At 45.2% G+C, this 23,789-nt stretch carries 19 protein-coding genes; 7 read left to right on the plus strand and 12 right to left on the minus strand.

Going from position 1 to position 23,789, the window contains the following annotated elements; translation table 11 throughout:
* Positions 1-161: 161 nt before the first annotated feature.
* Positions 162-2,057, minus strand: a complete 1,896-nt coding sequence (locus KK062_RS23860) for a M1 family metallopeptidase (protein ID WP_254086882.1) — start codon at positions 2,055-2,057, stop codon at positions 162-164.
* A gap of 46 nt (positions 2,058-2,103) precedes the next feature.
* On the opposite strand from KK062_RS23860, the gene KK062_RS23865 reads away from it, so the two are divergent.
* Together KK062_RS23865 and KK062_RS23870 are read left to right on the plus strand one after the other, a co-directional pair.
* Entirely contained in the window at positions 2,104-2,451 is a 348-nt protein-coding gene (locus tag KK062_RS23865) for an ArsC family reductase (RefSeq protein ID WP_254086883.1), read from the plus strand.
* Between the two features lie 187 nt (positions 2,452-2,638).
* Complete coding sequence (locus KK062_RS23870) at positions 2,639-3,250, plus strand: RNA polymerase sigma factor (RefSeq protein ID WP_254086884.1); 612 nt, start codon at positions 2,639-2,641, stop codon at positions 3,248-3,250.
* Positions 3,251-3,292: 42 nt separating this feature from the next.
* On the opposite strand, the gene KK062_RS23875 is transcribed toward KK062_RS23870, so the two are convergent.
* The 5 genes from KK062_RS23875 to KK062_RS23895 form a co-directional block, all read right to left on the minus strand.
* Positions 3,293-3,952 (minus strand): tetratricopeptide repeat protein, encoded by a 660-nt coding sequence (locus KK062_RS23875; protein ID WP_254086885.1) that lies wholly within the window; start codon positions 3,950-3,952, stop codon positions 3,293-3,295.
* A 144-nt stretch (positions 3,953-4,096) separates the two neighbouring features.
* Positions 4,097-4,369, minus strand: coding sequence for a helix-turn-helix domain-containing protein (locus tag KK062_RS23880; protein ID WP_254086900.1), 273 nt, complete (start codon positions 4,367-4,369; stop codon positions 4,097-4,099).
* 90 nt (positions 4,370-4,459) lie between these two features.
* Positions 4,460-8,500, minus strand: coding sequence for a tetratricopeptide repeat protein (locus tag KK062_RS23885; RefSeq protein WP_254086886.1), 4,041 nt, complete (start codon positions 8,498-8,500; stop codon positions 4,460-4,462).
* Positions 8,501-8,969: 469 nt separating this feature from the next.
* Positions 8,970-9,785: a hypothetical protein gene (locus KK062_RS23890; RefSeq protein ID WP_254086887.1), complete on the minus strand. Its 816-nt coding sequence runs from the start codon at positions 9,783-9,785 to the stop codon at positions 8,970-8,972.
* Positions 9,786-10,429: 644 nt separating this feature from the next.
* Positions 10,430-10,894, minus strand: coding sequence for a protein-disulfide reductase DsbD domain-containing protein (locus KK062_RS23895; RefSeq protein WP_254086888.1), 465 nt, complete (start codon positions 10,892-10,894; stop codon positions 10,430-10,432).
* A gap of 185 nt (positions 10,895-11,079) precedes the next feature.
* On the opposite strand from KK062_RS23895, the gene KK062_RS23900 reads away from it, so the two are divergent.
* From KK062_RS23900 to KK062_RS23915, 4 genes are all read left to right on the plus strand, one after another.
* The gene (locus KK062_RS23900) at positions 11,080-11,961 is read left to right on the plus strand and encodes an AraC family transcriptional regulator (protein WP_254086889.1); all 882 of its coding nucleotides are present in this window, start codon (positions 11,080-11,082) and stop codon (positions 11,959-11,961) included.
* Positions 11,962-12,133: 172 nt separating this feature from the next.
* The gene (locus KK062_RS23905) at positions 12,134-12,577 is read left to right on the plus strand and encodes a MauE/DoxX family redox-associated membrane protein (RefSeq protein ID WP_254086890.1); all 444 of its coding nucleotides are present in this window, start codon (positions 12,134-12,136) and stop codon (positions 12,575-12,577) included.
* Positions 12,578-12,582: 5 nt separating this feature from the next.
* Positions 12,583-13,632, plus strand: a complete 1,050-nt coding sequence (locus tag KK062_RS23910) for a hypothetical protein (RefSeq protein ID WP_254086891.1) — start codon at positions 12,583-12,585, stop codon at positions 13,630-13,632.
* A gap of 382 nt (positions 13,633-14,014) precedes the next feature.
* A complete protein-coding gene (locus KK062_RS23915) occupies positions 14,015-14,281 on the plus strand; it encodes a hypothetical protein (RefSeq protein WP_254086892.1) in 267 nt (88 codons plus the stop codon).
* Positions 14,282-14,797: 516 nt separating this feature from the next.
* Here the strand turns inward: KK062_RS23915 and KK062_RS23920 are convergent.
* The 6 genes from KK062_RS23920 to KK062_RS23945 all read right to left on the minus strand — a co-directional run bounded on the left by KK062_RS23920 (position 14,798) and on the right by KK062_RS23945 (position 22,911).
* Positions 14,798-15,403 (minus strand): TlpA family protein disulfide reductase, encoded by a 606-nt coding sequence (locus tag KK062_RS23920; protein WP_254086893.1) that lies wholly within the window; start codon positions 15,401-15,403, stop codon positions 14,798-14,800.
* Complete coding sequence (locus KK062_RS23925; protein WP_254086894.1) at positions 15,390-16,802, minus strand: RagB/SusD family nutrient uptake outer membrane protein; 1,413 nt, start codon at positions 16,800-16,802, stop codon at positions 15,390-15,392. The genes KK062_RS23920 and KK062_RS23925 overlap by 14 nt, the downstream gene beginning before the upstream one ends.
* A 12-nt stretch (positions 16,803-16,814) precedes the next feature.
* Entirely contained in the window at positions 16,815-20,093 is a 3,279-nt protein-coding gene (locus KK062_RS23930; protein WP_254086895.1) for a SusC/RagA family TonB-linked outer membrane protein, read from the minus strand.
* Between the two features lie 295 nt (positions 20,094-20,388).
* Positions 20,389-21,375, minus strand: coding sequence for a FecR family protein (locus KK062_RS23935; RefSeq protein ID WP_254086896.1), 987 nt, complete (start codon positions 21,373-21,375; stop codon positions 20,389-20,391).
* A 203-nt stretch (positions 21,376-21,578) separates the two neighbouring features.
* Positions 21,579-22,178 (minus strand): RNA polymerase sigma factor, encoded by a 600-nt coding sequence (locus tag KK062_RS23940; protein ID WP_254086897.1) that lies wholly within the window; start codon positions 22,176-22,178, stop codon positions 21,579-21,581.
* Positions 22,179-22,560: 382 nt separating this feature from the next.
* Positions 22,561-22,911 carry a hypothetical protein gene (locus tag KK062_RS23945; RefSeq protein WP_254086898.1) on the minus strand — a complete coding sequence of 117 codons (351 nt, stop codon included), beginning with the start codon at positions 22,909-22,911 and terminating at the stop codon, positions 22,561-22,563.
* Between the two features lie 291 nt (positions 22,912-23,202).
* On the opposite strand from KK062_RS23945, the gene KK062_RS23950 reads away from it, so the two are divergent.
* The gene (locus KK062_RS23950) at positions 23,203-23,412 is read left to right on the plus strand and encodes a hypothetical protein (RefSeq protein WP_254086899.1); all 210 of its coding nucleotides are present in this window, start codon (positions 23,203-23,205) and stop codon (positions 23,410-23,412) included.
* The last annotated feature ends 377 nt before the right edge of the window (positions 23,413-23,789 follow it).

Below are 23,789 nucleotides of genomic sequence, written 5' to 3' on the forward strand. Positions count from 1 at the left end.
CTGGGCTATTGTATTGCGCCCCGTCGGGGCTGACTGGATCATAGTCATTCCCATAATTATACGTAAATATCGTGGGCAAGCCTGAAGGGGCGTAACAAATTGTTCTAGCCAATACCATGTTCCGTAAGCCTGAGAGTTGAATGCCCGAAGGCCGTTATGTGCTACGACCGACCCAAAAGCTTATCCAGGCTGTTCACCGCCACGAAGTGATAGTTCGGGCGCGCCTTCGCATAGATGGCCAGCGCCAGCTTTTTACCTTCTTCGCTTTTGATAAACTCGGAGTATAACGGCATCAGGAACTTACGCCGTCCGGTGTGGATCAGAAAGTCTTCAATCTTCGCATACGCCGGTGTATACTGATCGCGGATCGCGATCACGCCCCACGCGGAAAGAATCTCCGCATTGCCCGAGGCTGTAAAGTGTCCGAGCGCGTCGACGTCTTTCAACTGTGCGGGTGTAAGCGAGTCGGGCAGGTGATTGATGAAGTGCAGCCACTCGTGCGTCGTCCACGACGTCACGAGGGGTTCGATCTTTTGTCCGGCTTTCCACTGTGTCATGGCGGCATCGACGGCGTCAAAGCGTGTAGACTGGGGTTGGGCGCACGAGATCGGCAAGCCCTCGCCGAAGATCCACTCTTCGAATAAACTATCATTCAGCGTGATGTTGTATTGCTTTTGGTAGTAGTCGCGGATAAACGGAATGAATGCTTCCGTGGTCATCACCTTAAACGCGTTCTGCGTAAAATAATCTTTTACAAACTGGTCAAACTTGTCGCGGCCATTCTGCTCTTCGATGGTGCGCAAAAAGAAATATCCCTTGTTATAAGCAATGGCCGTGACGCCGTCGTCGGGGTTGCGGCTGGCCAGGTTCAGCTTCAGCTTGGTGTCGGCGGGATGTTCAGCATCCGACAACGACTTGATCTCCTCTTTTAATTCTTGCAGGCTCAGGGACGCCAGCATTTCGGCATAGTCCCGACCATAGAGCTTTTCCATGATGCGGGTCTCGAAGTATACCGTAAACCCTTCGTTGAGCCAGAAGTCGTTCCAGGTGGCATTGGTCACCAGGTTACCGGACCAGCTATGGGCCAGCTCGTGCGCAATGAGCGACGTGAGCGAGCGGTCACCCGACAGGATCGTGGGCGTGGCAAAGGTCAGGCGCGGATTCTCCATGCCACCGAACGGGAAGCTCGGGGGCAGCACCAGCACATCGTAACGTTCCCATTGATAGGGTCCGTACAGCTCTTCGGCGCCGGCTATCATTTTTTCCAGGTCGGCAAACTCCCAGGCGGCCTTGCCCACGATGGAAGACTCGGCATAGATGCCACTGCGGGGACTGATGGATTTAAACGACAGGTCGCCTACCGCCAGGGCTAACAGGTAAGAGGGGATCGGCTGTTTCATTTCAAAGGTATAGACACCCGTCTTGTTGCGCGTCTCCGGGTTGGAGGCGCTCATCAGTGCCAGCAACGCCGGTGGTACCGTTACTTCGGCGTCGTAGGTGAACCGAATGCCTGGGGAGTCCTGGCAGGGCACCCAGCTGCGCGCCAGGATGGCCTGGGACTGCGTGAAAAGGAAGGGCTGCTTCTTGCCGGCGGTTTGCTGCGCGCTGAGCCACTGCAGCGCCTCGGCGCCGGGGTTCGTACGATACTGAATCGTCACGGATTTGGTCGTCGGTTGGATGAGTACGGCCAGTGCCTGGCCCAGGATGGCGTCGGGCTCGCTCAGGCGGTATTCGGCCGTCGTGTCGGTGTCGGTTTGTATTTTTTCGATGGTCAGGCCTTTGGTGTCGAAGGTGATCAGGTCGGCGTCGGCCGAGGCCTCGATCTCCCAGGTGGCCGTGGCGCGGATCACTTGCTCATCAAAATCGACAGCGGCCTTCCAGTGCAGGTGTTTGACGCGGGCTTCTTTCGGGTCGGCGTTGGAGTGGATATCGGTAGCTTTTGCGGGTGCGGATGTCATAGGGGTTTCAGGTGCAGTTTCTTTCTTGGATTGGCAGGCGATCGAGAGTACCCCCGCTGCCAAAAACAGGGGAAGTTTTGAGATCAGGCTAATCTTCATACCTTCGTTTTAAAGCATAAAAACTACAAACATTTTTGCACCTGCCATGACCGTCTACGGAATTAAAAATTGCAATACCGTCAAAAATGCCCTCGACTGGCTGAAAAAGCACCAGGTCGACTACGATTTCCATGACTATAAGTCGCAGGGCGTCACGGCCGCCAAGCTCAAAGCGTGGAGCCAGCAGGTAGGGTGGGAGAGCCTGGTCAACAAACGCGGCATGACCTGGCGCCAGCTTGACCCCGCCACGCAGGCCGGCGTGACCAGCGAGAAGGCCGCCATTGCGTTGATGATGGAAAAGACAAGTGTCATTAAGCGCCCGTTGATTGAAGTAGATGGCCAGGTCGTTGCGCTTGGCTTTGACGAAGCTACCTATCAGGAGAAGCTCGTGTAAATTGTCGCGCCGTTGTGTATCATGAAAAATACCTCTTATAAAAGACCTATTATAATGGGTAATCCCTTGCGCTACGGAATTCTACATTTATAGCATCGCAGGAACGCCGGTCCCCGCACACCGGTGATGTATGTATAGCCCATACTGGGCTAGTCCTGCATGGGTTGAATGTATAAACCGATGTTTTATGAAGATTTCAGAACAAGAGGTCAAACGCATGTCGCAGGGCGATCACGACGCATTTCGCGAGATCTATGAACGATGCTGGGACACGCTGTATCATTTTCTACGGAAAGAAACAGGATCGAGGTACTTTTCGGAATGCGTGGCACAGGAAGTATTTGCGTCGGTATGGTCTAACCGCGCGCGGCTTACCAGCTATGCCTTGTTACGCGACTTCATGGCGGCCAGCTCCCGCGACTATGCTTTGGTCGCGCTCAAGTACTTCGCCAGCAAGACCTTCGAGGGAGCCTTTCCCGATGATGAAGCCGGGCGCCGTGAAACCGTCGTCCGCGAGCTCGCCCACAGGCTCGACAGCGAGCACTACAAAGGTGTCTTTCGAAAGATCCTGGGCAACCTGTCATCCTTCCAGGCCATGATCTTCCACTTCGGCATCACCGGCAGTACCAGCGAAGAAATGAGTCAGTCGATGGACATGCCTGCAGACGTTATCCGGAACCACTTTTGTGAGGCAATCGTACGCGTGAAAGAATCTTTGAAACGTGAAATGACCGCGCCTGTGCAACGCACACCGCGTGACGTCCCTGAGCAGCAGGCGGGGAGGTCATTCTTTGGGTGATTTATGAGTGTTGTAGGTGCCATTGATGTATAGCTTTGCAGGCTATCTTACTCGCCGAGCTCCCTTTGTGTCAGTGCCAGCAGCGTGCTTCTCTCGCGAGGAGACAGCCTTCTGAAACCATACTGCCGCTTCCTCTTTTTCATCCAATGCTTGCAACGTCAGCGCTAGCGCCTGGTAGTAATCTGCCATTTGGGGATCATCTGCGCCATAGAGTTTGGCCCAGCCCTTGACAACGACCTTCTGCTGCGTTTTTGCTTGCTCGAATTCGCCCAATGAATAGAGCACCTCGCCGAGCTCGGCATACTGTATGAGAGTCGGTAACTCCCCCGGGCCATACTCGCGTTCAAAGAAGGGTATTACTTTCTTCAGCAGCTCCCTGGCCTCGTCGTAGCGGCCAATCACATTGAGCAAATGCGCCAAATCGGAATGGCTATCAACGGTATACGCATCCTCGGCGCCGAATAGCTGCTCAGACATAGCAATGTGCTTTTTTCGTAAGTACATGGCAAGCTCGTAATCTTTGGCGTTCAAAAGATCGATGGCCAGGTTGTGGTAATGCATCATAAGCTCATCGTTGTCGTAGCCAAACCTTTTCTTCATGAGCAGCAGTACTTCATCTAATGTTTTCTGGGTGGCAGTCTTCTCAGACACGGACTGGAGAAAATCTTTAATCTTTACTTCAATGTCGATTTCTTTTTTCATATAGGCTGGTCGAACGTACTGCTGCGCTTAATGTATGATACTAGCCACGCTCCGCACAATATACAAATAATACGATCACTGAGAAAAATGAGAAAAAGCGGGCTAGATTAATGGAACTGTTTGATTTTCAAGGTGTACCCGGAATCATTCTTTGGTAGCGCGTGGTGTCTTACGGGGTTCTTTGGGTAGGTCGGTAAAGAATTGTTCGACGGTCAGTCCGTGGATGAGGAGTATTTTGGTTAGTGTCCGTAGGGTCAGGTTGGTCTTACCTTTCTCGATCCGCCAGTATTGCATGCGTGGGATGTTATGCTCGTGGGCAAAGTCCTCGTGGCTGGTGTATCCCTTTTCTTTACGAAGGTTGGTGATCTTTAGTCCAATGCGCGTTTGGAGGACAGTTAGGAGTTCATCTTCTTTCACAGCCCTCAAGTAGGGGATGTTTTTGGGAATTTGTTACTCATTAAAAGACTACATCTTTTATGATTCATCTTCATTATCCTTAGCATTTACTTATTTCCCATGGCGTCTAACGTACTGTTTGGCCCACTGGACCTTTTTTTGTATCACTTTCGCGCTGGCGTGTTGCCCGTGGTTCTTTAGCATATTCGATAATTGTATATAATGCTGAATGGTTTTCGTAGTGTGCTCGTTGTGGGAAGTAATCATTTTCTCAAATAGATCCATGAGCTCGTGATAATCACCTGTTGCGCACAGCGCGAGAGATAACAGCTGATAGGCACATATTATTTTATCGCCTTTGCTATCGGATTGTTGTTCATAGCGTGCGATAATTCTTTTCAGTACTTCTTTTGCGCACGCAAAGTTTTGAGCGTTGCAAAGATCCTCGGCAAGATTAATGTAATGCCATGATAGCGTTTTTTCGTCTATGCCAAATTTTAGCTCGATAAACGCCAATACCTGTCCCAAGGTGGCTTTTGTGATCGCCTGTTCGCCAAGTAGCGCGAGTGCACCGGGATCTTTATTTAGCCAGGAAAGAGCCGTTTTATCTACTTCGTATAAATCGCCCCAATCCTCTTCCTGTAATGCCGTATTGGGTATTGGTATCGCGTCGTAGTCCTTCGTCGGTGGGGAAATCGCTGGAAATGCAATAGCGGGACCATTCCGTTTTGCTGGACGCTGTTTAGCAGCGATATCAAGCCGAGCGAGCATGGTATTAAGCTCTTCGCCATCGACATTGGCAAGCATGGCGAGTATCTCATCGCGCTGTTGATCGCCGAGTGTAATGCCTGGAGGAAGATCCGTGCGGTCCCGTTTAAAATGGCTGCGAGTGGCCTTCTCGAGAAAAGATTTTGCTCCGGCGGCATCATTCATGGCGATGAGTATGTGGGCATAGACAATATAGTTGGCGACTACTTCGACGTGATCTTCTCCTAAATGTTTTGTGCCTATCGCGATTGCTTTCTCCAGTAAACGACTGGCGCCGGCGTGATCGCCTAGCTTCCCAAGCACCATTCCCAAGTTGGCATACTTCCGTGCCGTAACAGGATGATCTTCTCCTAGATTTTTTTCATCAGATGCCACTGCCTTTTCAAGCAACGCCTTTGCACCGGTATAGTCTTCACGTTGGTGAAGAAATGATCCTAGGTTGGAATAATGCATCGCAACGGTCGGATGAGCTTTTCCCAGGATTTCTTCATTGGATCGAATCACTCTTTCCAACAGCGACTGGGCTGTATCATAGTCACCCAAGTGGTGAAGCAGCGCAGCTAAATTGGCATACTTCAGCGTCGTAACGACATGATCGGGACCGAAATTCTCTTCGTCAGAACGAATGGCTTTTTCAAGCAATTCCTTTGCTTGTATAAATTCATCAAGTTCCACCAGTGTCGAGCTTAAGTTAGCGTATAGTATTGCGGTATGGGGATGACCAACGCCCAGCTTTTTTTCGCTCAACTTTATCGCCGTTTTATATAATTTTTTTGCACCAGCAAACTCGCCCTGAGTTTGTTGTACAGAAGCCAGGTTAGCGATGCTTTTGGCTAGGGACGGATGATCGCGTCCCTGGGTACATTCTCCTAAAAATACAGCTTTCTCAAGCAATCTTTTAGCGTTGTCGTAGTCGCCCGTTGCATGGAGTAGCGTGCCTAAGTTGGAGTAGAGTCCCACAGTATCCGGATGATTTTGACCCTGGGAGCGTTCGGCAATTTCCAGAGCCTTTTCATATAATACCTTGGCCTCGCCGTAATTCCCCGCATCACGGAGTGCTGAAGCCAGGTTGGAAAGGTCTCGCGCCATGCTGGGGTGATCAGGGCCAAAATTTGTTTCGGTAGATGCTACGCTCTTTCTGAGCAATTCGACTGCGCCAACATAGTCGCCACGGTTCTGAAGCGTTGTAGCGATATCTGAGTATTGTGTCGCCAAGTCCGGGTGGTTGGGCCCAAGGTGTTTTTCTGTCGCACGTAGTGCCTTTTCAAATAATACGTGAGCACCGGAATGATCACCCAGTTCCAGTAGCACGTGGCCCAGCTTAGAATATCGGTTTCCTGTAACGGCATGGTATTCTCCGAACTCATTTTCTGCAGCGAGTACACACTTTTCAAGCAATCGTTTGGCAGTCGAGTAGCGTCCAAGGTCATTGAACACCATGGCAAGGCATGCATATTCTTTCGAGAGACGGGGGTCGTTTATTCCTAAGTAATGCTCTTCCAGAGCAATGGCCTTCTCAAGCCACCGGATGGCGCCGGTATAATCCCCCAACGATCGAAGTATGTTACCGAGACATGCGTAGCCCTGCGACCGATAGAAGTCGACGTCTTCGCCCAGATTCTCAAAGGTTGCAATCGCCTGCTCCGTCACGGTCCTTGCCCCGGTATAATCGCCATACTCGTGAAGCACCATGGCGAGATAAAGCCGTAAATGCGCTATCTTCTCGGACATGTCGCTCGAAAAGGCATCCGTCAGAGTCTTTCCAAATGGAATCCATGGGAACTTCTCGACAGGATGCTCTTCAAATTGATTGAACTGTAACTTAGCGGAGACACTGTCCACAAGTGGTTCGACATCGACCAACGCAATGGGTAACTTTCTAACGGCTACCTCGGTAATGATGCGGTGCATCTTGTAGCTGTCGGTTTCCGAGTTATACAATAACCAGCCGTGATCAGACAGGGCCGTAAGTGTCTCTGAAAAAACTGCCTCGTGCTGGCTCATCCCCGGCGCAATCAGCGCTAGCAATACGGAGTAGGAATGATACTCCGCGGGAAGACATTCGAAGTATTTGATGAGCCATACCTCATTTTTGGTTAATTGACTCAACGTGAAAATGGAAGATAAATACGATCGAACGCGCTCCACCTTATCACCTTTGTGTGCAACATAAACATTGGCGCGCAAGTCATGTTCGATCGCAAACTTCAACGCATCAATGTCGACGCGCTGGAGCTGCGCTGTCTTTGCTAAAATTTCCAGGGTTAGTGTGTGATAATCCACGACCTCCAACAGTTCGTAGAGCTTGGTGTCATCGGTCGTGCGGTTGTAGTGTTTCTTAAACAACTCCAACGCTGTTGCCGGCGACAGGAAGCCAATTTCGTGTATCAGAAATCCTTCCATCCGTTCGCGCGACGTCACCAACAGGTGCCAGTCGGGTTGCCCGGGAAACATGTCTTTCAGATTTGTCAAGGCCCGGTCAGCATTGTCCAATACCAGCAGATTCGGTTTGCCGGAGATCGTTTTGAACTTATACAGAATCTCATGAAGTAACTGTTGAACATCCTTTCCTGCCTGTGAAACAGAAAGGCTACGGAGAAGTCCCTCATCCTGGGTAATATCCTGTGTAATGTCCGTTCCCTTCTGTGTGATCCAGGCGACATGCTGGTAATCAAGATAGTACCGGCTGATGTATCCTTGCGCTAATGTCGTTTTGCCAATGCCCCCCAGGCCATTCACCAGTACGACCTGCTTGTTTTGAAACAAGGCCTGGTGTAGGGCATGCAACTCATCGGCGCGGCCTACAATATCGTCTATATGGATCCGGGGAATTTTCAGCGTCAGATCTTTCGGGAAGGCAGTGGCCTGGAGAAAATCATCTCGTTCTCGCAGCATGGTGTTAATAACCACCTGCAACTTCTGTTTTATCTTCTCGGGATCGGTATCAGGTGGCGGCTCCGAATAGATTTCCTGAAAGAGTGTTTTATCGAGTGAGAGATATTCTTTTACGTGCGCATCAGGCGTCCAGAAACGTACCGGGAATTTCACCAGATTCGGTAGGGTATGCTGTACGGCAGTATTGATATTACTTAGGTTGCGGCGCGGTGAGATACCAATGAAACCATCCACGGGATGGCTGAAGGCATGAAGCTCATGGATTTTTCGGAGCATCTCTTTCCAGGGTAAGGGACTGGTATAATCTTTACATTCAAAATAAAACTCGCGCTTTTTCTCGGACGCATCCAAAAAGGTGATTCGGATGTCAAATCCGTGCTGTGTGCCGGACGTCTGTTGCCGGGCCTCCAACACGGAAAATCCGAGGCCTTCAAACAGGGATTGAAGAAAAGCTTTGAGCTTTACTTCAAGGTTGATTCCTTTTGTCATATGGTTAATTGAATATTAGGCTACACGGGTCGGCACAATCTTGTGGAGTTCACGCGATGTAAATAAAAGGGGTAGCTACGATTTAATGAATGCGCTGTTTTTTTTGTATTGGCACAGTCGATCGTTGGATGGCGAGCACATGTATTATTTATGATACAGTGGTAGATAAAATTTGGACTATATGCATCACGTTGGGAGTGTAACAGCGTGGGTGACACCTTCGTGGAAGTGGATATATATATCGTTAGCGCTGCCGGCATTATGCAGGCAATACACTGTGTTAACTTAAAGACTCGTGTTAAGGGAAGAAGTATAAGGTGTTTAATGACATTTGTTTTTGTGTAAAGTCAGTCGCGTATACTTACACAGAGATATTGAAGCAATTTTACTAACGCTGTCATCCAGTTATTTAAAATTACCCCTTGTTCGAGTTGCTATGCTTGCTGCTACATTTATGGCAATGGTTGCTCTACTTTTTCATTGCCCTGTCTTGAGGCACAATTATTAAATTCTTTTTCTCTGATTCAAAAATTGACGTTCCCTTATCGGAAATCACCACGTGGTTTTTTAGCTTAAAAACTTCCCTGTACAACATAAACGTACAAATGTCGGTAGAAGTCATATAGGGGTGGTCCTCCAGGATGTGCGTATGCATGGAGCCAACCTCATTAGTTTCCTTAGCGTCCTGATTAATTGTAATGAGTGAATTGTGAAGTTTTTCCTTTTTGATGACTTCGTTTTTGTCGTTGAATAATAACCTATAGTCGTTGCCAATGAGTAACTTTTTCTCTCGAGACGCGGTCAGAATGAAAACTGCCCGTTGGTCGTTTTTAATGAACGGAACCAGGTTGCGGCTCGTGTTTTTATAAAACGCAAAGAAATTATCCTCATTTTTAGTTAAAAAGTCAAATGCGTCTTTTCTCAATTTGATTAGCTCGGCCTCCTGTTGTGTTGCTGTCCTGATGTTGACATCAACGATGCTCTTGTTCTCAGCCCCGGTGCTATCGAGGGTCACTGTAAAAAGAATCTTCCCGTCCGTATTCCAAAAGATTGTTTTTGTGTCATCATTAGCAGGGTAAGACACATACCCAGCGACCTGATTTACAAGGGTCGAATGATCCTTCACCAGGAGATCCGTTGAATTCCAGGATGCCTTCTCTAACCTGAAGAGAAACAAGCCTTCCTCCAGTATTTGCTTCCTTACTGTTTGGATCTCACCATCCTGGCAATAAGCATTCGTTGTCCAAAGAGTCAGGATGAGAATTAACAATTTTTGTGTTTTCATGTGTTTTTAATTACCGCTAACACGCGGCTATGACGGCAACTAAAATGAGCATTTTAAGGCAGAAAATGAAACGCCCGCCATGTACATCGTAATGTTATCCCATGTGCGCTGGATGTCTTCAGGGTTGATCACCGCTACATTTTTCGTAGTATGCAAACGGCTTTGATAGTGGTTTAGTAGCGCATGCCCGCGGAGTGGCCTCATGATGCCAATTTTACTTAGGCTCTTGCCTCCCTGGTTTCAGGCTTGACCCAGGCTTGTCCTACTCCTATAAAGCGTAGATCATGCGTGGTTCATCCGTGGAACATCTATGGAGGAACCCTGTGGCAGACTCGAAGGATCCCCGGCGGGGAATGCCTTTTTTTCGTCCTGGCTCCGACCCGCCTCGCAACTCCTCACCCCTCCTTAGGACGCCCAAATTCCATTTTTCCAAACTAACGAAAATTGTATCAAAACAATCTGTCAAAAGTGATTCAACAAGTGACTAACATGTGATCATCAGTGCGCTACACCGGTCTGGAGATTGATCTCATGGTAGGCACCCCGACCCGGACAAGATCGGGACAATCGTAGGATCGGGACTAACGCGCGTCTCCGCCCCACCTCGACAAGACACCCCTTGTGATGCATGTACTGTGATCCAGTTAACCACCGCCTTCGCCGGTGAATGTAAACGGTATGCTCGTGGGCAGCATACATCGTTCTTTCGTGCACAACATAAATTCTACTCTGCCGGAAATTTGAGCAGATGACTTTCTGAGTTGAACTATTTGAACAAACGAAACAGTGTTGGAATAATAAACTGTATTGGTGTCGAATGCCGAGCTATAAGCACTTTCAGGTTTCCCCTCTTCGAACGTATTGCCGACCAGCACGAAATCTTCCGAACCACGGAAAGAAATCTTTGTCGGCATGGGGCCGCCAGGTTCGAGCTTTTGACTGTAGATGTGCCATCCGGCCGCGAGCTGCGCCGTAATAACCAATTTGACTTCATCAGCTTTCTCCCCGGGAGCGGTACTAAATGCCCATTTAACGGGCCCATCCGCTTGCGCATGCATGTCTGTTAGCGAAGCCAGACAAATGAAAGTCCAAAGCACGGTTTTTACCATTCAAATCTTCTTAAGTCTTGGTGTAGACTTGAATTCGCGCGTATCGGGTAGGAGGAAGATGGGGAAATTTTAAGGAAGAAACGATAATAACTGTAAATTATGGTAACAATCAACAGGCAATTGCTTATCTAGCCCCTGAAGCGCATTTGGTTACGAGCCACTGTACACTATAAAGATGAGCAGCTATGGAACGAAACCACCTAATCTACGATGTGCCTGCCGTTAGCAGTCTCCCATTTCGCATCATCAATTTTCGCATACATCCTGATCGCAATGAGCTCTTGAAGATCGACTTGCCAGAAGACTTCATTGGATTGTATTTGAACATGGGCTCTGCGTTTGAGTATGCCAGCGCGAAAACCACACCGGGCATATTTCAACATAATCAATACAATTTTATTTACCTGCCATCAGGCGAATATGGCATCACGGTGTATGCCGGGTTACATCACTCACTGGCGCTTCTTCTTCCGTTACAGGAGATTCGCCGCTGGTCGAAGGATGTTCCGCCGCTGGATGTTTTTTTAAAAAACTTACCGCCTGGCAAATCAAAATTTCTCGCGCAGGCGCATACCTGTATTTCAAGGAAGCTGAGGGACGAGTTAGATCGCCTCCTGTATAGCATGTGGAAGGATGAATATCTACGAACGCTGGACATAGCCACGGCGTCATTCAATATCTTTCTGCAGTGCATCTCGGAAATAACCAATGTGTCGTTACTTCCGAAAGGAAATCCCGGTAACAGCGAGTATAGAATGGTCGTGGACGCTGCGAAGTTTTTAACCGACAACCTGGGAAGAAACATTACCGTAGAAGAGCTCGCAAATAAATTCAACATTAGCAGGCGCAATTTGCAAAGGGGATTCCAGGAACACTATGGGGAGACAGTGCATGAATATATTCTGCTCTATCGCATGGATCAGGCAAAGATCTTCCTGTTGGATCGCTCCAGGTCAATTAAGAGTATTGCCGGGTTGTTAGGCTACAAGTATGTGGAAAATTTCACGACGGCATACAAAAAGAGGTTCAGTCAATCACCGCGCGACGCGCGCGCGTTGGATCAATGATGATGTAGGTTAATATTTCCCCAATGTTGACAAGCATTTACGTCTAACGGAGTAATATCAATTCTAATAAAAAATAAAGTATACCTATTGACCTCTGGGAAAAGATAATTGATCCGAAATAAAAGGTTTTGCGGGTGATCTTTACATCATCAACCAACGCACCACCAACGTTATGAAGATCAGAAGAGAGCTTATAATAGAAATGATCGTTTTCCTTTTTGTGCTTCTATTCTTATACGCAGCCGGAAGCAAGGTAACCGAGTACAAACAATTTGTTGGACAGATGGGTAAGTCTCCGCTGCTTACAGACTTTGCCCCAACACTGGCCTGGCTAGTACCAATCGTAGAGATAATCATTTCCGTATTATTAATAGTGCATCGAACGAAGCTGATGGGTCTTTACGCCTCGTTTGGATTGATGCTGGCTTTTACGCTCTATATCGCTGCGATATTGATGTTTAGCAAAGAGCTGCCTTGCTCGTGCGGGGGCGTCCTCTCTATGCTTGGATGGAAACAACACCTGATATTCAATATTGCCTTTGTTGGGCTGGCCGTAGTTGGAATAGTGCTGATGAATAAAGAGGCGAAGCCTGGAAAGTTGAACGTTCTAGCGTAAAGAATATGAACAAAAAATCGATCATATTTATAGCGGCCATATCGGTTGCATGTGTCGCAGTGGTTGGAGTGCTATTTCTTAGGGCATCTACCAGCATAAAGTACAAGCAAAACTTCTACCGGCTATATATTGATCATACACCCATCATGATAAGCTCTATTGCTCTCAATAAGAACTTATCGTTGGCTGGATGCGATAGGGAGCATATCTACTTGTCAGACGTGAACGTGCCAGCACACGTGCTTATAAAAAATTGGAAACTCGAAACGGTGAAGGAAGTGCTGATCGATTTGAACGGTGGCGTGCTAGTCGGAAAAACCACAGTTAAGGTGGACTCGCCATATTTCTTTGTAGCGGATTCCGGTAAGCCTATGGTGTACAGGGGATTAGTCTCTGACTGGAAGGCTAGACCCTTTCTAACTTCGCAAATGTTCTTCTCCGATTACCTGCCGCTGTCTGGCAACCGAATCGTAATAAACACCGAGGCCGCTAACAGACAAGACAGTGTGTTTCGTAGAATGCTGGGCATTATAAAAATAGACTCCCCGCACGTAAATCTCAATCCGAGGCTTTTAAAAGGACAATTAGATGAACACTACAGCACAATGGGTCGGCTATCGTATAGTAAAGAACAACACAAGGTGATTTTTACTTACCTCTATCGAAACGAGATCGTATTGATGGACACTAATCTTAACCTTTTGGAAAGGAAATACACTATCGACACAATCACAAAGATCAAAGTGAAGCCAATCATGGTCAACGACTCTACAACTACACTGGCATCGCCACCTGGAGTCGTAAATTTTCAAACGACAAGTGCGGGAGGAATTCATTTTGTAAATTCAGATTTGATGGGCAATGAGGATCGAGAGAAATTCGATCGTTCTTCTGTCATTGATTTTTACAGCCTTGAGCCATTTAAATATCGTGGTAGCTTTTACATCCCGGACAACGGTTCTAAACTCGATCAATTTATGGTTAATGGAGACAGAATCGTTGCTACATTCAATGGTTTCCTTGTTACATACTCGATTTCGCCTACAAAAATCTAAAATAGTTTTTATGACAAAACTTAACTCTTCTATTCTCGCTGCATTCCTCGCAATGCTGTGTCTTGTAGCAAATGCTATGGCCTACCCAATGTACTACATCCACTCAACCGGTGGTGTTGCTGTATGTTCAACTGTATGGAATGGGGCTGTATGCGCAAAAGGAACGGTGCAACAGTGTAGGGTAACGTTTGAAAACGAGCAAACGTTTTGGGTGTGCAGGAAAGACAGTTCTACTTCACCTTGCGTACTCCATTTGCGAAACTAGAAATAAACTAGCTAGTCGACAGCCCGATTATTTGCAAGTAATGCGTGGCAACAAAAGGGGGCTTGCCGAAAACCCTTAACAGAGTAGGCGCATTAAAACAAATAAACTTAAATCAAAATGAAAAAAGTAAGATTGATCCTCGCAGCTGGTGCCTGTTTATTGGCAGGTGCTGCCGTGTATGCTAACTCAGGTGCTGCATTGCAGTTCTACTACACTACCTCAGCTGGTGACGTAACATGCTCAGATCCATTTACCGGTACTGTTTGCTCTCCCGGCATTGTTACACAATGCAGCGTGGAAAACGAAAATAATGTGACTGTGTACATTACCCAGAAGCAAGTGACTCCTACAATCATCAATTGTCAGTTGCGCATGCGCAATTAACAGCAGGATTGTATAAACGCGTAACATTATCTTAATTAAAGCTTGATTAAAGTTCCACCTAAAAGAAAAATAATGAAAACAATAAGAGTAGCATTCGCTGCATTTGCAATTACAATTGCAAGCTCAGCGGTCTATGCAAGCACTTTGGTCGTTACAACTTTCTGGAGATCAGCTGGTACAGTTAGCGCTGTTCCATCAACAGCTAACCCTGACTGTTCCGTGCAACTTCCCAACGCCCAATGTCCAACTGAGTCCGGACAAATCTGCACTATACCCGCAGATTCTGAAGGTAATCTCTACATAGTTAGCAAGAAAGTAACTACTCCTTGCGTGCTTGCCTACAAAGCAATTTAATTTCTACTAAGGAAGGCGCATAGGGCGCCTTCCTTTCCCACCACAGAACTACTACTTGTGGTTTAGCTAATTAATCGTTAGTGCGAATACAGCTCTATGAACTAGAACATGACATGGACGCTTAAGGAGTTATCCTCCCAATTGTCCTATTGCAATTGGAACCTATGCACCCTTCTTCATTTTTCTTTTTCTCATGATTGCTTTAATTTTCCGACTTAAAAGATCGTCACTTAGAAATACTTTTTCGATAGTGCCTTCTGGGTTTACCATCACAACCGTTGATGCATAAATGATCGTCAGCTTACTTAGTAAACCTGTGTCATAAGCTATTGGCAGATTAATGCCCTGAGCATTCCTTACACCATCATAATAAGGCTCAATATTCTTATTCCACATATCTTTGATCCCTACAAGAAAAACCTGTGCATTAGACGAGTATCTTTTTTGGATCTTATCTAACTTCGGAAAACTTCGGATACACGGAGTGCAGTTCTTCGTCCAGAAGTAAAGTATTGTCCATTTTCCCCGTAATTCTTTTGTCAATACTTTTTCGATTTCACCTTGCTTTTTATAGTTTTTCACTCTCGTAAATGTGTATTGTAGCATTTCGCTACCTTCAATCTCATCCTCAGTAAGTTTTGTTTCCAACTTCGCGTTACTTTGAGCCAACACCTCTTCCTGGCTATTTAGCAAAAGAAGAAGTAGAAGTATAAAAATCTGATACCCAATAGATTCATTGCATGCCTTCTTAATTTTAGTTGTAACCATCGTTTTGCGGTAAGTTTAAGTTTACGAGCGTTTCTTCAAAAGGAAGCGGGTACAATACATCGGTCGGTTCCCAGTCGGATTTTAGCGGACCTAATACCTCGTCAGCCCTTCCAAATCGTTTCAGATCAATCCACCGCGCCCCCCATTCCACGAAAAGTTCATGTTGCCTTTCAAGTAATATCGCATCAAGCGTTTGAGTCTCGGTCATTGTTAAAAGAGGATCTAATCCTGCTCGATCTCTAATAGTATTTAAATCACTCAATGCGCTATTTGCACCATCTAGTTTTTCTTGGCGTGCCCTTGCTTCAGCTCGAACCAAAATGATATCTCCTAATCTCAATAGTGTAGAATACTCATTCAATAAGCTCGCTTCATAACTATCTTTATACTTATAAGGTGCAAACGTTGGTGTTCCATTATTATCGAGCTCCAAAATCCAGTTATCAACTCTTAGGTCTTCAGCCTCAAAGGATTCGACTAATTGAGTGGTGATCGATTGAACAAATCGAGTTTCAGGACCAGCAAATAAATCTCCATCCAACGTAAATGTTGCATAGCTTTCGTACTCAAATTGCAAAATTGCCTCTTGGCTATTTATTGTGAAAACGTTGGTTAAATCCTCTAGTTTGTATAACGGATTGTCTATTACTAAGCTCGCTTCATTCTCAGCTTCCAAATTTTTATCTGCGAACAAATAAACTTTGGCCAATAAAGCAGAGGCCGCAAGACTATTAGCGCGCGTTCGTAAACCGGACTCTGTAGGGTATTCTAGAGACATCAACCGTTTGGCCTTAATGAGATCATTAATAATTTCCTGATAAACATCAGAAATTTCCATACGCCCAATAGCTGTGTTCTTTTCGTAGTCAGTTGTTGAGATATACGGAACCTTACCAAATAAGTTGGTCAAGTAGAAGTGAATTAATGCTCTTATAAACAATCCTTCACCGGTCAGCTGCTCTTTAAGAGCGGGAGTAACTCCAGTTGAAGAATTTAATCCTTCAATTAGAGAATTACACAAATAAATATTTCCATAAAATTCATTCCACAGATTAGTTATCTGTGTGTTAGTTGATAACAATGCATTCTCATTAAATTGTAGCAATTCATCTGATAATGTTAATAAACGAAGTTCATCTGAGCTTAATCCCGCTATAAACGATAGCCCATTTTGACCGCCAGATAGTGCACCACCTCCGAAAGCTAGTCTACCATACATTCCGTACATGGCTGATTTTGCTGTTAAATCATCGCTAAATACTGTTGTCCTGACCAATTGACCGAGTGGTGGGTCAACACTAATAAAATCTTCGCAAGATGATACTATATAGCAGGTAATTACTAAAAGTAAATACCTAATGTACCTGTGTGATTTTATATATATTAATATATTTTTCATTTAATTCTTTGTTTATAAAGTAATATTTGCACCAAATACAATCGTTCTTAATGTTGGAAGAGAATAACCAGGTCCTGTTTCTGGATCAAGGCCATCGTAACCCGTAATCGTAAATATGTTTTGACCTTGAATAAACAATGTTGATTCAACTCCCGCTGTCCAGGACTTTGGGAATCTGTAGGATAATGAAATATTTTTCAATCTAATAAATGAAGCATCGACTATACCTTTTTCACTTCCTGCAAAGCGCTCATATGCGGTAGCTGTATTCGAGTTGTTAGTCGAGAATCGTTGAAACTCAGAGTCATCGCCTTCACCAGTCCATCCATTATTCGATACAAATGTTGGTTGGTTGAATGCTCTGCCGGGTGTGACGAAGATTCCATATACACTAGGGGCGTTCTTATTCACGAACTGAAAAAAGATATCCAGCGTCCATCCTTTAAAGGAAAAGGAATTATTTATGCCACCAAAGAATTTAGTATTCATCTCCCTAACAACTAATCTGTCTGCTGAAGTAATCTCACCATCATTATTCATGTCTTCGAACGTATAAATGCCAGTAGTTGGATCAATACCTGTATAGTTATATCTCTTAGAGATATTCAGTGATTTCCCAACAACATAGGTTGATGCATAAGATGAAGATTCTAATCCTTTAAACTCAACAAGTCTATTTCTTGGAAAGGATATATTAAAGCTAGTCGCCCATTTGAATTCATTAATTGTATTTACAGAGTTAATTTCAATCTCTAAGCCTGAGTTCTCAATTTTTGCCGGGAAGTTTTTCAAGACACCTGTAAAGCCAGTTGTTGAGCCGACTCTATAATCCACTAATTGATTTGAAGACTGGTTGTTGTAGTACGCACTTGTCAGATTCATTCTGTCATTTAAAAAACCAAGCTCCAATGCAACTTCGAATTTTCTAGTTGTTTCCCATGCATAATTTGGATTATATAATTTGGTTGGGACTAGACCACCCACTCCGTTATAAGGTGAATAAGATGTATACGTATCCAGAAATCGATAGTCACCGATCTGATCATTTCCTGTTACACCAAAGCTGCTTCTTAATTTTCCGAAATTCATTACTGAAACTCCTTTCATGAAATTTTCGTTGCTGAATATCCAGGCAGCTCCTATTGCGCCTAGATTTGCAAATCGTTTCCCAGGCCCAAAACGACTTGAACCATCTCTTCGTCCGGTTAGATTAAGAATATATTTATCATGAAATGAGTAGTTGATTCTTGAATATGCGGCCTCATAACGATAGGTCGAAATATCCGTACCCTCGTTAGCAACGTTCGCAGCCGCCCCTAAATCATCAATAAGTGCGTTGGAAGAAAAACCAGAGTATAGAAAACTTTTTCTGTTTATGTTTTGATTCTGAAAAGTGCTACCAATTATTGCCGACAGCTTCCCAAAGACGAATTCTTTACTCATCCAAGAAATTTGTGGTTCAAATATCCAAGTTCTGTTATAACTATTACTCGCGAAGACACGAGAACTTGCAGGTGTCGGATTAGTGGCTGGGTTTCTAACTGTGGAGGGATCCACATTTTTTTCATCTCTATTTAAATGATTCAAACCAAAATTGCTTTTGATTTCGAGTCCTTCAACTATCTCATAAGCAAGCGATATATTAGATATGAGATTGTAGGATGCAAACTCAAAACGCCTATATTTTGAGCTAGCCAGTGGATTTGTCCATGTGGAATTTTCCCAGTTTAAACTTCCATCTTCATTATAAAGTTTTGGCGCTACTGGAGCCAAGGTCATAGCTGGACCTGTCAAATCACTACCATTTAAATCGCTAGAATTGATAACATAGTTTGTCGAAAATCGCGATTTTAATCTCTCATTTGGAGATTCATTTGCTATCGAAAATAGAAATGATCCTTTTTGTGTGGAATTTGTAAATGGAAAAACCGTTGTTTCTTTTTGGTAAGAGCCGCTGAATAAATAAGTAGTTGCTTGAGTACCCCCGGATATTGATGCTTGAGCTATTGTATTGCGTGCAGTACCCCCTAGAAATTCCTTTTGCCAGTTTGTATAACGTGTAGTGTCCCATACACCATTTATATCATAATGCGCGGGACCGATTGCACGATTGTCATTCCGAAATGCTTGATGACGCATTTCTAAATAAGCTTCAGAATTCATCAAATCCAAAAAATGTGGTACTTTACTTATTCCCGAAGAGAAATTGAGGCCTATTTTTGCTTTTCCTTGTTTGCCTTTTTTGGTTGTAATTAGGATCACACCGTTTGCACCACGAGATCCATAAATTGCTGTGGCATCAGCATCTTTCAAAATCTCGACACTTTCAATATCTGCTGGATTGATGCTATAGAAAGGGCTTATCCCAGTGGTACTATATAAGGTGGAAGAATTCACTCCTCCTATATTCTGCGATGAATAAGGAACTCCATCTACAACGTAAAATGGTTCAGTTCCATTCTGAAGGCTATTTTTGCCTCTAATGTTAATATTTATTTTACTACCAGGAAGCCCTGACCTCTGTTCAATAAACACACCTGGTACTCGTCCTTGTAAAGCAAGTAATGGGTTATTTACAGGCTGTTTTTCGATTACTTTCGAAGTGACTTTGGAAATGCTTCCAGTTTTCTCCTTATCGGTCACATCATAGTATCCAGCATTAATTACAACTTCTTTTAATTCCTGAAGATCGGATTCTAGAGCCACATCAATTCGACTGCGACCGCCTGCGGCTATTTCATAACTTTTAAAACCTATAAACGAAAAGACCAGTATGTCGTCATCATTTTGAACTGATATAGAATATACTCCATTCTTATCACTCGAAGTGCCATTGCCTGTCCCTTTTACAATAACATTAACAGCAGGTAGGATCTCGCCAGTTTTTGAATCCGTTATCTTACCGGTGACAAGGTATTCTGTGGCCATATCTGGTAGTGCTTCGGTCATTTCCTGAGTTTCACCTGTCAACTTCTTTTTCTTAAAGAGCACTACCGTACCGTCAACTTCTTTGTAGGTAATCGATGTTTCTACCAAAACAGTTTCTAATAGGTTCTTTACCGTTCTTCGTTGGCGTGCAAGGTTGATGTTGTTAATTGCATCAACCTGGTCGGGCGTATAGACAAAATTGATTTTGGTTTCGCTCTGTATTTTGGTGAGAACGTCAGCCAGTGTAGCATTTTTGAATTCGAGCGTAACTTCAATCTGGTCGATGCTCTGACCATTGGTATCAAACGCCGCGAGCTGTAAACTAATGGCCATTGACACCCATAAGAAGAGCGATACTCTCATTAAAAAACAGATTTTTGGATTAGACAGAGACCATGATGATCGCCATCCGTTCCCTACTGAAGGAAGTAGAGAAAATTTCATAATTTTCAGACGTTTTTAGTGATTGGATATATATAGTATTACTAAAGGCACTTGAAAGGAATCACCCCTGCAAGGGTGGTTCTTTTTTCGGGTGTTTTCCGAATGCGTGCAGGACTAAAACGTCTCACTACGTGGTGTTGCGTTGATCGGCTGGGGGGAGTTTCATAGGTACTGGGGTTTTAGGTTAAACAATAAACAATTTGGAACTTATAGATTATTCACATTGTCCGTTAATGGTTGCTATGTTGTTTTGTATTTTATAGTCACCGCCCTTCGCGAGGCTCACGGTTTCAAGCACCCGCGATAAGCTTTCGTTCTTAACAAAGAAGATACTGATCCGGCATTCCGCCAGGCTAGAATCACCAAGCACAACCTGGGTGTTGTAGCGTTTCGAGATCATTTGAGCTGCTTCTTTCATGGTTACGTTTTCGAGAATCAGGTAATTTGCCATCCACTCAACTTTTTCGTCGGCTTGTACATTCTTTCGTTCGTGTAAGAGGCTTTGGGGATCGATCACTAATTCCTGATTTGGCAACAGTGTTTCGAAAACTGTGGCATCGCTGCCGACGTTTACTTTCCCGCGCACGACTGTGATGACGATGGGCTTATCAGCGTATGCGCTGATGTTGAAGGCTGTTCCCAAAACAGTGGTGTTGACTTGTTGGGTCTTAACAACAAATGGATGGCCGGGGTCGTGCGTTACATCAAAGAAGGCTTCGCCAGATAATATGACCTCGCGATTCGCTTTACCGAACTCTTCTGTGTTGTAAGAGATCATGCTGCCCTCGTTGAGCGTTACTGTTGTGCCATCGGGCAATTTTGCAAAGCGTTTGTCGATACGCTCGACGCTGCTCAATACTTCGTGTGGTGATACAACGCGCGAATTCAAAAACCACAAACCGCCTATCACAACCAGGATCACAGTCGCGGCCATTGCCGAAGCTAGCCGAATCAGGGAGCGGAATTTGTAAGAACGGTCTTTTCTTTGAATTTGGTGGAGCACCTCTTTTAACTGTCCGCGCTTCCTTTCATCGGTGATCTCCTCATCGTAGGTATTGGGAACGGAAGCATCGGACAGTAAATTCATTAGCTGTTTTTGATGTACTTCTAGTTTTAACAGTTCGTCTAGTTCACGAGTCTCTTCATCGGTAGCTTCATTCGATTGCCACTTTTGAAATAGAGTTCTGAAGTCCTTTTGCATACGATTGAATTACTGAACAGGCTTGACAGCGACATTAAATTTGATGGAGTAACGACACAGTTAAATATTATCTGTGACAAAACCTCAAAGCGTATAGTAAGGTGTAGACCTTGGCTTTTGCCAGTAGGGTAGTCTAGATGTTAAATATATTTTAAGAAACGGTTAACGTAGAATGATCAAGCTGCCAACGGGATGCGGGAGAGTCAGCCTAACAGGTTTACAATTTGCTCTATTATTGCTGCTATCATTGTGATCGAACCGAAAGGCTTTAATCGGGTCTTTAAAAAACGAAAGGCTTCTTTCATATGGAATTTCACCGTGTGCGGACGGAGCTCGAGCTGTCCGGCAATTTGCTCGTCCGACATTTCGTCTTCTTTGGCCATTTTAAAGATCCTACGTTGGTTGGCAGGCATTTCCTTCAGCGCATGGCTATAGGCTGTTTTAACTTGCTCGTCCCGGATCCTGTAGTCGGCTCTGCTTTCGGATGCCACATGGATGAGCGCGTCGTCGCTCTTCAGCGCGCTACTTTTAATGAGACTTTGCAACTTGGTGTTGACTACATTCTTTTTAATCGAGAACAGATACGTGTCCAGGTTCTCCACCCCATGCAGCTGCTTCCTGTAAATCCAAAGTCTTAGAAAGACTTCTTGTACGGCTTCTTCTGCCTCATGTTGTGATCGTAAAAATTTACGAGTATATCGATACACGTTGTCGTAGTATTGATACCATACCCGGTTATAGGCTAATCTATTACCCTCTGCGAGTAACCTAATCGTTACCTTATCATCAAATTCCTCTGCCATAGACTAATGGTTCCTACTACAGTGTTAAGCGTGTTAAAGTCACAGGTTGAAGAATGGGCTAACCTTAACTTCATAAAGATTTAGTCAAGATAGAGTCATTTTTTAATAAAAGGTAAATAACACTACTAAAAACGTAACTATAAATTAAAATAGAATCGTATAAGTGCTTTAAGCTGAATCCAGCTCATGGAATTATCGCAGTGGAGAGATGTTAAAATAAAATACTTGTTATTCTTATACCACTGTGATTAAATGAGAACACAGGCTCTCCCTACTTAGATCTGACTTGCGTCTTCGCTACTTTGTCAAGGTCGGATGGTAGATAATAATTATACTCATTTTTTTGACACTGCCTCTCGACAGCGACGCATCGCGACTGAAATTAAACCCTTGCGAAAGTCCCAACACACCGTCTTGAGCCGTACGCTGCCAGCGTTGTGACCGGGTCGGTGCGAAGGACACGGATCAGCTGCTTCGTTAACCGACCGGTCATACGCGAGTCGGCTATGCCACCGTACAGCGGACGGAATGCCGTACGGATAACTTGTCCCGTCTGCGCGGCACGACCGAACTCCGAATTATTCTCACGCGTCCGCTGAAACGACGCATCGTTCTTGATGCGATCCCCACTCAGCGAGGTTCGCTCGCGGGCGATATAGCCGCCGGCCGTCTTCACAAACGTAATGTCGCCAAGCGTACCTTCCAGCTTAATGATTCCTTTCTGTTTAGCCATAAAGTAAATTTTGTTAAATGTATCCGGCCTGTTACAGGCTGGCCGGTTCGCCTTCTGTGCTGCAGCGGTTCAAACATACCGGCAGCCCGAGGCAAACCATAACGACAGTTCCCATAGTGTCCCAACGGTTCCTATATGTTCCTATATATTCCCAATAGTTCCCAGAAAAGGGTACCAAAGCCTTGCAAAAAATAGAACCATCACAGTACTTGGCGACAAGAAAAAAAACAAGGCCGGGATACTCCCTACTAAAGCCCTACTTAAGCCGTACTAAAGCCCTATCAAAGCCGTATGAGTAAAATGACAAAAACGATAGTTGTAATCACTCCGAAAGACATCCAGCGCATCATGGGCTATTGCTATAAAACCGCCGGCCGCATTCATCGTCAAATCCGACAGTTCACCGGCAAACGCCCCGGCCAACTCATAACCATCGACGACTTCTGCACCTACACCGGCCTAACCCGCGAAAATGTAGAGTCATTGTTAAATGATGATTAAGCTCTGGTTCAAGTCTTCCGACCGAAGGGAGGGCGACTTGGACCTACCCCAATGCCAGTCTTCAGACTGGCGGGGAGCTTCGACTGGTGTGAATCCTTTGGCCGCTGGGCACGACGTCGTAACCTGCACAACCATACACCCCGCCAGCCCACACACCGACTATAAACCCTTTCCCGGTTGATCCATATATATCTAAACATGCCCCAATCTAAGGGCATGCGGTCCGACAGGTGCAAGGGTCCGCTTCGCCTGCGCAAGAAAAAATCTCCACCTTCCGCACACGCTTCCAGCCAGCCCCCAGGTAGTATTTTTTCTTGGCAGCCCTTGCACCTGTCTTCCCGATCCCTTGAAGCATGGCCATGTTTAAATATATATTT

Source organism: Dawidia cretensis (assembly GCF_018598175.1).
In the GTDB taxonomy this organism is placed as follows: Bacteria; Bacteroidota; Bacteroidia; order Cytophagales; family Cyclobacteriaceae; genus Ohtaekwangia; species Ohtaekwangia cretensis.